At 71.7% G+C, this 10,703-nt stretch carries 11 protein-coding genes and 3 pseudogenes; 8 read left to right on the forward strand and 6 right to left on the reverse strand.

Annotated features, from left to right (window positions below):
• Positions 1–34 precede the first annotated feature (34 nt).
• A complete protein-coding gene (locus tag FGD71_RS07600) occupies positions 35–706 on the reverse strand; it encodes a hypothetical protein (protein WP_119099626.1) in 672 nt (223 codons plus the stop codon).
• Between the two features lie 292 nt (positions 707–998).
• On the opposite strand from FGD71_RS07600, the gene aroH reads away from it, so the two are divergent.
• From aroH to der, 6 genes and pseudogenes are all read left to right on the forward strand, one after another.
• The gene (gene aroH, locus FGD71_RS07605; protein ID WP_119099627.1) at positions 999–1,361 is read left to right on the forward strand and encodes a chorismate mutase; all 363 of its coding nucleotides are present in this window, start codon (positions 999–1,001) and stop codon (positions 1,359–1,361) included.
• Positions 1,358–2,443 carry a prephenate dehydrogenase gene (locus FGD71_RS07610; protein WP_119099628.1) on the forward strand — a complete coding sequence of 362 codons (1,086 nt, stop codon included), beginning with the start codon at positions 1,358–1,360 and terminating at the stop codon, positions 2,441–2,443. The genes aroH and FGD71_RS07610 overlap by 4 nt, the downstream gene beginning before the upstream one ends.
• 102 nt (positions 2,444–2,545) lie before the next feature.
• Positions 2,546–2,665: pseudogene (locus tag FGD71_RS07615) on the forward strand (prephenate dehydrogenase); the annotation flags it as partial.
• 181 nt (positions 2,666–2,846) lie between these two features.
• Entirely contained in the window at positions 2,847–3,542 is a 696-nt protein-coding gene (cmk, locus tag FGD71_RS07620) for a (d)CMP kinase (protein ID WP_119099629.1), read from the forward strand.
• Complete coding sequence (locus FGD71_RS07625) at positions 3,539–4,201, forward strand: lysophospholipid acyltransferase family protein (protein ID WP_119099630.1); 663 nt, start codon at positions 3,539–3,541, stop codon at positions 4,199–4,201. Before cmk ends, FGD71_RS07625 begins: the two co-directional genes overlap by 4 nt.
• 60 nt (positions 4,202–4,261) lie before the next feature.
• On the forward strand, positions 4,262–5,737 hold the full coding sequence (gene der / locus FGD71_RS07630; RefSeq protein ID WP_119099631.1) for a ribosome biogenesis GTPase Der: 1,476 nt from the start codon (positions 4,262–4,264) through the stop codon (positions 5,735–5,737).
• Between the two features lie 57 nt (positions 5,738–5,794).
• On the opposite strand, the gene FGD71_RS50080 is transcribed toward der, so the two are convergent.
• Both FGD71_RS50080 and FGD71_RS07640 read right to left on the reverse strand, forming a co-directional pair.
• Complete coding sequence (locus FGD71_RS50080; protein WP_420878252.1) at positions 5,795–6,388, reverse strand: hypothetical protein; 594 nt, start codon at positions 6,386–6,388, stop codon at positions 5,795–5,797.
• A 183-nt stretch (positions 6,389–6,571) separates the two neighbouring features.
• Complete coding sequence (locus FGD71_RS07640) at positions 6,572–7,348, reverse strand: hypothetical protein (RefSeq protein WP_119099632.1); 777 nt, start codon at positions 7,346–7,348, stop codon at positions 6,572–6,574.
• A gap of 539 nt (positions 7,349–7,887) precedes the next feature.
• On the opposite strand from FGD71_RS07640, the gene FGD71_RS07645 reads away from it, so the two are divergent.
• Together FGD71_RS07645 and FGD71_RS07650 are read left to right on the forward strand one after the other, a co-directional pair.
• Entirely contained in the window at positions 7,888–8,499 is a 612-nt protein-coding gene (locus FGD71_RS07645; protein ID WP_119099633.1) for a LysM peptidoglycan-binding domain-containing protein, read from the forward strand.
• A 122-nt stretch (positions 8,500–8,621) separates the two neighbouring features.
• A complete protein-coding gene (locus FGD71_RS07650; protein ID WP_338120039.1) occupies positions 8,622–9,266 on the forward strand; it encodes a transglycosylase family protein in 645 nt (214 codons plus the stop codon).
• On the opposite strand, the gene FGD71_RS07655 is transcribed toward FGD71_RS07650, so the two are convergent.
• The 3 genes and pseudogenes from FGD71_RS07655 to FGD71_RS07660 all read right to left on the reverse strand — a co-directional run.
• Entirely contained in the window at positions 9,157–9,888 is a 732-nt protein-coding gene (locus FGD71_RS07655) for an ATP-binding cassette domain-containing protein (RefSeq protein ID WP_119099635.1), read from the reverse strand. The genes FGD71_RS07650 and FGD71_RS07655 overlap by 110 nt on opposite strands.
• Positions 9,885–10,102: pseudogene (locus FGD71_RS48520) on the reverse strand (hypothetical protein); the annotation flags it as partial. The gene FGD71_RS07655 and the pseudogene FGD71_RS48520, both read right to left, overlap by 4 nt.
• A 1-nt stretch (position 10,103) precedes the next feature.
• Positions 10,104–10,703: pseudogene (locus FGD71_RS07660) on the reverse strand (ABC transporter ATP-binding protein); the annotation flags it as partial.

A 10,703-nucleotide genomic window follows, 5' to 3' on the forward strand; every position in this document is an offset into this window, starting at 1 on the left:
AGCGGCGCCGGTCACAAGGTCACGGGGTCACGGGTCACGGGGTCACGGGACGGGCGGTGAGCTGCTGACCGTCGACCGTCACGGCCCCGGTCTCGGGGTCGATGCGGGGCGCGGCCGAGGGTGTGCCGTCGCGCTTGAGAATGCCGACCTGTCGGCCGCCCGGGAGCACGATCCAACCGCCGTCGACCGCGGCGCCGCGTACGGAGGCGGTCGCCCGGTACAGCCCGGAGGGCTTGAGCGCCTTGTCCGCGGTGAACCCGTACTCCCGCTGCCCCATGTCCACGGTGCCGCTGATCCGCTTGCCGTTCAGTTCGCCGGTCAGCACGGCGCCCTTCTGGCTCGTGAGCCGCATGCTGCCGTCGTCCTCGACGTCGCCCTTCAGCCACGACTCCTGGTCCCGGCCGTCGCAGAAGTACGCGATCGCCTTGCCGTCGCGCAGCGAGACCGCGACCGCGGAGGAATCGTCGTCCGTACGGCCCGCGTAGTCGCCGTTGGGCGGGGTGGTCCTCGACGGGCCGGGGGACGGCGACCGCGTGCCGGGCGTGGGCGAGGGGCTGGTCGGCGCGGCGCTGGGCGAGGCGACATCGGGTGACGACTCGTCTCCGGCCGCCGAACTGCGCGTCCCCGTCGTCGCGTTGAGCGACAGCATGAACAAGGCGAGCAACAGTCCCGCGAGGAGCGTGAAAAGGGGTCCGGAACGCTTCATCGTGCCTCCCCCGAGGCGTGGCGCGGACGGCCTCCTGCCATGCAAGCGGACGCGCGGGCCCGGCGTCCAGAGGCGCACAGGCGCGACTTCGCGGAAATTTCCGGATGACTTCCCCTCAAGTGGCGAGAAGGGGTGATTCAGGTGTCATTCGACGTTGCTCGAGGCCGGGGACGCAGGGGTCGATCCCGCCCGCGGACCGTCTCAGCGGGCGGGCGCCGCGTCCCGGCCCGCCGGGGGCTGACTACGCTGGATGTGCAGAGAGCCGATACGTACATCAGCAAGGAGCAACACCGTGGCGGTACGAGCGGTCCGCGGCGCCGTCCAACTGGAGCGGGACGAGGCCGGACACATGAACGAGCAGGTCAGCGAGCTGCTCACCGCCATCCTGGAGCGGAACGGCCTGACGACCGACGACCTCATCAGCATCTGGTTCACGGCGACGCCCGACCTGCACAGCGACTTCCCGGCGGCCGCCGCGCGCAAGCTGGGCATCGTCGACGTACCGCTGATCTGCGCGCAGGAACTGGACATCGAGGGCGCGATGCCGAGGGTCGTACGGGTCCTCGCGCACATCGAGTCCGACAAGCCCCGTGCCGACATCGCGCACGTCTACCTCGGCGCCGCGGCCGCACTCCGCAAGGACATCGCCCAGTGAGGACCGCACTCGTCATCGGTACCGGGCTCATCGGCACGTCGGCGGCCCTGGCCCTGGCCAAACGTGGTGTCGTCGTCCATCTCGTCGACCACGACCCCGAGCAAGCCCGCACGGCGGCCGCGCTGGGCGCCGGCACGGACGAGGAGCCCGCGGGCCCCGTCGACCTCGCGATCGTGGCGGCGCCCCCGGCGCACGTGGCCGGGGCGCTCGCGGACGCGATGCGGCGCGGCGTCGCGCGTGGCTACCTCGACGTGGCCAGCGTCAAGGGCGGGCCGCGCCGCGAACTGGAGTCGCTGGGCCTCGACCTGTCCGCGTACATCGGTACGCATCCCATGTCGGGCCGTGAGAAGTCGGGCCCCCTGGCCGCGACCGAGGACCTCTTCGAAGGCCGCCCCTGGGTGCTGACGCCGGCCCGGGGCACCGACACCGAAGTGCTCAACCTCGCCCTGGAGTTGGTGTCGCACTGCCGGGCCGTGCCCGTCGTCATGGACGCGGACGCCCACGACCGGGCCGTCGCGCTCGTCTCGCACATGCCCCACCTGGTGTCCAGCATGGTCGCCGCACGCCTGGAGCACGCCGAGGAGACGGCCGTACGCCTCTGCGGTCAGGGCATTCGTGACGTGACCCGGATCGCCGCCTCCGATCCGCGTATGTGGATCGACATCCTGTCCGCGAACCCCGGCCCGGTCGCCGACCTCCTCGCGGACGTCTCCGCCGACCTGGACGAGACCGTGCGGGCCCTGCGTGCGCTCCAGTCCTCCGACGAAGCCAAACGCCGCGAGGGAACCACGGGCATCGAGGACGTCCTGCGCCGCGGCAACGCCGGCCAGGTCCGCGTCCCCGGCAAGCACGGCGCCGCCCCCACCACGTACGAGAGCGTCGTCGTCCTCATCGACGACCAGCCGGGCCAGCTGGCCCGCATCTTCGCGGACGCGGGCCACGCGGGCGTCAACATCGAGGACGTACGCATCGAGCACGCGACCGGGCAGCAGGCCGGTCTGGTGGAGCTGATGGTGAAGCCGTCGGTGGCGCCGGTGCTGACGGCGGCGTTGCGTGAGCGGGGTTGGGCGATTCGGCAGTAGGGGTGGCGGGTCGTGTCGGCGGTCGGAGGCCGCCGCAGCCGTCCCGAAGCCTGGGAGGCGCTCTGGCGCCGAGCGGTGCGAGGGTGGCGTCGAGGATTGGTCGTACGCATCGAGCATGCGACCGGGCAGCAGGCCGGTCTGGTGGAGCTGATGGTGAAGCCGTCGGTGGCGCCGGTGCTGACGGCGGCGTTGCGTGAGCGGGGTTGGGCGATTCGGCAGTAAGGGTCCCTGGGTGGTGCCGCGGCTTCGTGTCGTCGCCGGGGTCGGGGCTCCTGGTGCTGTTGATCGTCGTGGGGCGGTGGTAGGGCCCGTAAATCGGGGTTCAGGGAGCCAGTAACCTTGTGCGGGGCGCGATCGTGCCCGTATCAGCCCACCACCCCGTACCAGGAAGGTGCCCGCACCCGTGGAAACCACCGCCGCCCGGACCGCCCAGGCAGTGATCGTCGCCATAGACGGCCCCTCCGGCACGGGCAAGTCGAGCACCTCGAAGGCCGTCGCGGCCCAGCTCGGCCTCAGCTACCTCGACACCGGCGCCCAGTACCGGGCGATCACCTGGTGGATGGTGAGCAACGGCATCGACGTCACCGACCCCTCCGAGATCGCCGCCGTGGCCGGCAAGCCCGACATCGTCTCCGGTACGAACCCGTCGGCGCCGGCCATCACGGTCGACGGCACGGACGTCTCGGGGCCGATCCGCACCCAGGAGGTCACCTCCAAGGTGAGCGCGGTCAGCGCGGTGCCCGAGGTGCGCGCGCGGATCACCGAACTGCAGCGCTCGATCGCCAAGGGCGCCGAGCGGGGCATCGTCGTCGAGGGCCGGGACATCGGCACGACCGTGCTGCCCGACGCCGACCTGAAGATCTTCCTTACCGCGTCCCCGGAGGCCCGCGCCGCCCGCCGCAGCGGTGAGCTCAAGGGCGCCGACCTCCACACCACCCGCGAGGCCCTGCTGAAGCGGGACGCGGCCGACTCCAGCCGGAAGACCTCGCCGCTCGCCAAGGCGGACGACGCGGTCGAGGTGGACACCTCCGACCTCACGCTCCAGCAGGTCATCGAGTGCGTGGTCACCCTCGTCGAGGAGAAGCGGGCGGCGAAGTGACGGACGCACCCTCCGCGCGCGGTGCCGAGGTCGGCCGGCGCATCGGCGTCGGCCTGATGTACGGGCTGTGGAAGCCGCGCGTCCTGGGCGCCTGGAGGGTTCCCGCGACCGGCCCGGTGATCCTCGCCGTCAACCACTCCCACGTCATCGACGGCCCGATGGTCATCGGCGTCGCGCCGCGGCCGTCGCACTTCCTCGTCAAGAAGGAAGCGTTCGTCGGTCCGCTCGGCTCCTTCATGCTGAGCGTGGGGCAGCTGAAGGTGGACCGCTCGACCGCCGACCGCACCGCGATCACCCAGGCCCTCGGGGTCCTGGAGAGCGGCGGCGTCCTCGGGATATTCCCCGAGGGCACTCGCGGTGAGGGCGACTTCGCCTCGCTGCGCGCCGGGCTCTCGTACTTCGCCGTACGCAGCGGAGCGCCGATCGTGCCGGTCGCCGTCCTGGGAAGCACGGAGAGGCGCGGACGGTTGGTAAAGGCGCTGCCTCCGTTGCGCAGCCGCGTCGACGTCGTCTTCGGCGACCCGTTCGAGGCGGGCGACGGCAGTGGGCGGCGTACGCGCAAGGCGCTCGACGAGGCGACCGTGCGCATACAGAAACAGCTCGCCGCGCACCTGGAAAACGCGAGGCATCTCACCGGGCGCCGAGCGACACTCGAGTAGTGGATCACCCGGTACGGGTGCTCCACCGATCACCACGATGAACTACGAGGTACGGACTTCATGAACGACCAGATCCAGCCCGACGGCTCGGAGCACGAGCCCGAGCACGGGGCGCTTGGCGATGCCGAGTACGCGGAGTTCATGGAGCTCGCCGCGGAAGAGGGCTTCGACCTCGAGGACGTCGAGGGCGCGATCGAGGCGGCCGGTCACGGCCCGCTCCCGGTCCTCGCCGTCGTCGGCCGTCCCAATGTCGGCAAATCGACCCTGGTGAACCGCGTCATCGGCCGCCGCGAGGCGGTCGTCGAGGACAAGCCGGGCGTCACCCGTGACCGCGTCACCTACGAGGCCGAGTGGTCGGGCCGTCGCTTCAAGGTCGTCGACACCGGCGGCTGGGAGCAGGACGTCCTCGGCATCCACGCGTCCGTGGCCGCGCAGGCCGAGTACGCCATCGACGCGGCCGACGCGGTCGTCTTCGTCGTCGACGCCAAGGTCGGCGCCACCGACACCGACGAGGCGGTCGTCCGGCTGCTGCGCAAGGCTGGCAAGCCCGTCGTGCTGTGCGCCAACAAGGTCGACGGCCCGAGCGGCGAGGCCGACGCGGCGATGCTGTGGTCCCTCGGCCTCGGCGAACCGCACCCCGTCTCCGCGCTGCACGGCCGCGGCACCGGCGACATGCTGGACGCCGTCCTGGAGGCACTGCCGGAGGCACCCGCGCAGACCTTCGGGACCGCGATCGGCGGCCCGCGCCGCATCGCCCTCATCGGCCGGCCGAACGTCGGCAAGTCCTCCCTGCTGAACAAGGTGGCGAACGAGGACCGCGTGGTCGTCAACGAAATCGCGGGCACCACCCGCGACCCGGTCGACGAGCTCATCGAACTCGGCGGCGTCACCTGGAAATTCGTCGACACGGCGGGCATCCGCAAGCGCGTCCACCTCCAGCAGGGCGCCGACTACTACGCCTCGCTGCGCACGGCCGCCGCCGTGGAGAAGGCGGAGCTCGCGGTCATCCTGATCGACGCGTCCGAGACCATCTCCGTCCAGGACCAGCGCATCGTGACGATGGCTGTGGACGCGGGCCGCGCGATCGTCCTGGCGTTCAACAAGTGGGACACGCTCGACGAGGAGCGCCGCTACTACCTGGAGCGGGAGATCGAGACCGAGCTCGGCCAGGTGACGTGGGCTCCGCGTGTGAACGTCTCGGCGCGCACGGGCCGCCACATGGAGAAGCTGGTCCCGGCGATCGAGACCGCGCTGGCGGGCTGGGAGACCCGCGTCCCGACGGGCCGGCTGAACGCCTTCCTCGGTGAACTGGTCGCCTCACATCCGCACCCGATCCGGGGCGGCAAGCAGCCGCGGATCCTCTTCGGTACGCAGGCGGGCACGAAGCCCCCGCGGTTCGTGCTCTTCGCGTCCGGATTCATCGAGCACGGCTACCGGCGGTTCGTGGAGCGCCGGCTGCGTGAGGAGTTCGGCTTCGAGGGGACGCCGATCCATATCTCGGTGCGTGTGCGGGAGAAGCGCGGCAAGAAGAAGTAGCGCGAAAAAGGGCCCCTCTGCCTGTGCAGGGGGCCCTTCCCGTTATGTATGAGCGCATCAGCGTTCCCTGCGTGGGCTGGGCGGCAGCGCCGGGATCAGGCCCGAGGTGTGCTGCCGTGCGACCGGCTGCCAGGTGGGGGAGGCGGTGTGGCCGTGTGCGGCCAGGTGCCCGGTCCCGTGGTGCGCGGCGCCGTACCGCGTGCCGTGCGAGGCCGGCGTGTGCGGGCCCGGGTGATACGAACCCGAGCTGTACGAGCCGCCGCTGTGCTGCCCCGCACCGGCCGAGCCCGTGACCCCCGCGGTGCCCGTGCCCATGGAACCCGCGGATCCCGTGGCCACCGCGGATCTCGTGGAGCCCGTGGGGCCGACAGAGCCGGTGGAGCCCGTACCGTGCGGCCTCGTACTGAGCGGGATGGACCCGAAGGCGGTGAAGCCCAGCTCCTCCTCGCCGCTGCGGTCGCCCGGCAGGGCCCGGAAGAGCCTGCGGAACTCCGAGTACAGCGCGTCGTAGATCGGCGTGGCCGAATGGCTGCCGGTGGTGTCCGGAGTCGGCCGCATGGCCGGGATCGGGGAGGTGTAGGTCAGCCGGCGAGGGGCGTCGTAGGTGTGCACGTACGTGCCAACGACCCCGAGGCCCAACGGATGCGGCAAGACCACCCCCGGCTTGCACGGGTCACCTGGAGCATGCCGAGCGCACACCGTGCCCCGAGGGAGCCGCAGGCCCCAAGGGGCGCGGGGCTGTGACATCTTGCGGCTCCGCCGCGTGGGCGCGCCCAGCCACAACGGACCCGCAGCTGATGACCGGCCTGACAAACCCGGCCTACAGCGGAGCGCTCACGTGCCGGCGAGCGGCATCGCCGCGGCCACCAGCTTGCCGTTGGCCGCGGCCTTGTCGAGGGCCTCGCGGAGCAGGTCCTCGCGGGGCTGATGGCCGATCGAGCCGACCGGGGCCGCGAACAGCAGCACCTGCTGGTGCTTGTTGGCGGCCGCCCGCCAGCTGTCGGTGACCTGCAGCGGCTGGTGGGCCTGCCACCACGCGACGGGCGAGCCGCCGCCGGGGCCGGGCTGCAGGACCGCGTGCAGCTGGCCCACGGCGAGCAGCACGGACCAGCCGTGCAGCACGCGCGGCGCCTCGGTCAGCTGGGTCACCGGCATGAAGCCCTGCTCGATGAGGAGCGGCAGGAAGTCGTCGCCTCGTCCACCCAGGGTGCCGGGGCGGGCGATCGGCCCGGTCGGTTCCACGACGAGCGCGGGGTGCAGCTCGCCGGCGAGCAGGACGAGTCCGCTGGTGATACCGAGGACGGCCTGCTCGGGCATGGCCTCGGTGGGCCGCTCGTCCCCGGTGATCGAACGGACGGCCCCCTGCAGCTGCTCCTCGGTGACCTGGACGACCTGCGACGGGAGGCAGGTGGCGTGGGCGAAGGCGAGGACGGCGGTCTCGTCGCCGATGAACAGGACGGTGCTGGTGCGCTCCTGTTCGGAGTCGCCCGGGGTGCGGCAGGAGGTGCAGTCGTAACTGCCCGGGGCGTTCTCTCCGGCGAGCAGCCGGTCGGCTTCTTCGTCGCCGATCTCGGCGCGTACGTCGTCGCTGACGTCGAGCATGCGCGGCACGGGTGGCTCCTCGGGATGCGGTGCGTGGCGTCGCCGGGTGGCTTCCCGGCTCATGAACCGGGTGGCTTCCCGGCTCATGAAGAAGACAACGGGCGATCTGTGGCCGGAGTCACGCCCGAGAGCGAACGGAATCGAACCGTCCTGCGCGCATGGTGAACCCGGCTGCGGAATCTGCTACTCCAAGCCAACTCCTCGGACTTCCAAGGAAGTTGATTCGGTGAGGTGGGTCACAGATCGCCAGGGTGGCGGGTCGACAAATCCGGAAATCAGCGAATGAAATGGGTGGCCGAAATTTTCTGCTACTGCCGGTAACGGTGAACTGGCCTGGAGTGACGAGGAGTTGATTGATATCGGGCCGTGCGGCTCTCTACATTCCTCCGCCGTGTGCAACGAGCACCGCTCGGGTACGTCCGCCGACCGCACCACAGCAGGCTCGCAGCACCACCGTCGGCGGACGGGGCGGAGCGGAACTCCCGCGTCGACGAGCGGGCAGGTCCGTCCCGCCTTGGGGGACCCCGGGTCCTTCGAGAGGGAAATACATGTCCGATTGTGCCGACAACACTCGCAAGGTTCGTAAGACGGCGGTCCTGGCCGGCGCGGCACTCCTCGCCCCGCTCGGACTGCTCGCCGCGAACGGCAGCGCCGCAGCGGCGGACAGCGGAGTGTGGGACCGCATCGCACAGTGCGAGAGCGGCGGCAACTGGCACATCAACACGGGTAACGGCTACTACGGAGGACTCCAGTTCTCCGCCGGCACCTGGCGCGCGTACGGCGGCACCGCCTACGCGTCGACGGCCGACCAGGCCTCCAAGGCCCAGCAGATCGCTGTGGCCACCAAGGTGCAGGGCGCGCAGGGCTGGGGCGCCTGGCCGACCTGCGCGAGCCGCGCGGGCGCGTCCGGAAGCGCGCCCGCGGCGGCCACGCCCAGCACCGAAGCAGCCCCGTCGAAGCCGTCGACGGCGCCGGCACGATCGACGGGCCACACCGGCCGCGGCTCTGCCCGCGGTGACTACACCGTCCGCGACGGCGACACGCTGAGCGGCATCGCAGCCCGGCACGGGACCACCTGGCAGCGGATCTACGCCGCCAACAAGGCCGCCATCGGACAGAACCCCGACGCGATCGTCCCCGGGCAGCGGCTCGACCTCTAGCCGGACTCACCCTCCCCGAGGCCCTGCGCCTGCGCCCTGCCCGGTCCTCCGACCGGGTGGGGCCCCATGCGCCGTCGGCGCGGCTCGAGGGGGTGTCGCGGCCCTCTGCTTAGCGTGGGCCGATGTTGATCAAGCATATGAGATGCGTGGCTGTCGGCGCCGTGGTTCTGGCCGTACTCGCCCCCGCGGAGGCGGCCGCGGCGCCGACGTCACGGCCTCAGGCCCCCGGACCCGGCGGCGCCCGGGCCCCGTACGACTGCACGAAGGACCAGTGGCCCTGGGGCTGCGTCGCCTTCTGCGAGAGCAGCGGCCGCTGGAACGTGAACACCGGGAACGGCTACTACGGGGGGCTGCAGTTCTGGCAGCCGACCTGGAAGGAGTTCGGCGGACTGAGGTACGCGCCACGCGCCGATCTGGCCACGCGTCAGGAGCAGATCAGGATCGCCGAGGAGGTGCTGACCGTCCAGGGGTGGGAGGCGTGGCCGGTCTGTTCCAAGCGGTACGGCCTCAAGGGCCGGGCGCATGTGGTCAGGGTCGGACACACACTCTCGTCGATCGCCCGGCGCTACAAGATCAAGGGCGGCTGGCAGGAGCTCTACCGGCTCAACAGGAAAGTGGTCGGACCGAATCCGAACCGCCTCTTTCCCGGCACGATGCTCAGCCTCCCGAAGGGGGCCGCCTCGGGCCGGGCCCCGCTCGCTTCGGGCGCCGCCCCGGCCCCGGTCCTGATGGGCCCGCCGCTGGAACCTCCGTCGCCTCGCCACTGAACACGACCTCGCCGCGCCGCAGTTCGTACACGAGTGCCGCCTTGCCGTGCAGGCCGGGCGGCATTCGCTGTTCGGCCACGATCACACAGGCGTCGAGCCCGCCGAGCAGTTCGTACGTGCGGGCCGCGACCGTCGGGGACATGCCCTGCGCGGGTTCGTCGGCGAGCACCACGCGCGCGCGTGCCAGGAGGGCACGGGAGAGGGCGAGCATGCGCTGCTCACCGCCGGAGAGGGTGCCGGCCTTCCTGCCGAGGAGCGGACGCAGTGGGGGGTAGGCGTCGAGGGCGGGCGCGAAGGACCGGCCGGTGGCCGCGAGTTCGAGGTTCTCGCGGACGGTGAGCGAGCCGAACACCGCCTGCCGCTCGGGCACCAGGCACAGTCCGCGGCGGGCCCGTTCGTACGCGGGCATCCTGGTGACGTCGATGCCGTCCCACACCACGGCACCACGGGACAGCGGGACGGTGCCGGCCAGGGCGCGCAGCGCCGTCGTACGGCCTGAGCCGTTGCGGCCGAGCAGGACGGTCAGACCGGGCGCGGGCGCGAGGAGGGTCACTCCGTCCAGGGCCTCCAGCGGGCCGTACCGCACGCGCGCGTGGCGCAGCGAAATCCCCGGTGTGCTCATCCTTGGCCTTCTGCCGTCGTGTCGAGTCCTTCGAGGCCTTCCAGTACGCGGTCGGCGGGGCCGGACGCCACGATGCGGCCCGCCGTCATGACGTGCACGGTGTCGGCCAGGCCGGCCACGAGGTCCAGGTCGTGCTCGACGACGAGGAGCGCCATGCCGTCGGCGGCGAGGGCTCGCAACACGCGGGCCAGCGTGGCTACTTCGCCCGTGTCGANGAGGGCTCGCAACACGCGGGCCAGCGTGGCTACTTCGCCCGTGTCGAGGCCCGCCGCGGGCTCGTCGAGGAGCAGGACACGCGGACTCCCGGCCAGGGCCCGGGCGAGTTCGACACGCCGCAGGGTGCCGGTCGGCAGCCCCGCCGCGGGCAACGCCCGTACGGCCCCGTCGAGTCCCAGCAGCCGCGACACGCGCTCCACGGCGCCCGGATCCACGACACGCCCCTGTTCCGCCCCGACCCGCACGTTCTCGGCCACCGTCAAGGTCGGGAAGACGGCGAGTTGCTGGAAGGTCCGTGCCACGCCGAGCCGCGTGCGCGCGTGAGCCGGGAGCCGGGTGACGTCCCATTCCCCGAACGCGATCCGTCCGGCGTCCGGGCGCACGGTCCCGGCGAGACAGTGGAACAGGGTGCTCTTGCCGGCTCCGTTGGGGCCGACGACCGCGGTGATCGTGCCGGGGGAAAGGTCGAGGTCGACGCCGTACAGGGCGGTGAAGCCGTCGTAGGTGACGCGGAGGCCGCGAGCTCGGAGGGTGTGATCGGCCGGGGACGGGTTCGTCTTCGTCCTCGGAGTCCTCGCGTCGGCGACCGGGGTGGCCCG

It is taken from the genome of Streptomyces sporangiiformans, from assembly GCF_005768555.2.
In the GTDB taxonomy this organism is placed as follows: Bacteria; Actinomycetota; Actinomycetes; order Streptomycetales; family Streptomycetaceae; genus Streptomyces; species Streptomyces sporangiiformans.

Excerpts from the sequence above, each read along its gene's own strand:
- FGD71_RS07600 (WP_119099626.1), bottom strand. The coding sequence starts at position 706 with ATGAAGCGTTCCGGACCCCTTTTCACGCTCCTCGCGGGACTGTTGCTC.
- der (WP_119099631.1), top strand. The coding sequence starts at position 4,262 with ATGAACGACCAGATCCAGCCCGACGGCTCGGAGCACGAGCCCGAGCAC.
- FGD71_RS07645 (WP_119099633.1), top strand. The coding sequence starts at position 7,888 with ATGTCCGATTGTGCCGACAACACTCGCAAGGTTCGTAAGACGGCGGTC.
- FGD71_RS07650 (WP_338120039.1), top strand. The coding sequence starts at position 8,622 with ATGTTGATCAAGCATATGAGATGCGTGGCTGTCGGCGCCGTGGTTCTG.
- FGD71_RS07655 (WP_119099635.1), bottom strand. The coding sequence starts at position 9,888 with ATGAGCACACCGGGGATTTCGCTGCGCCACGCGCGCGTGCGGTACGGC.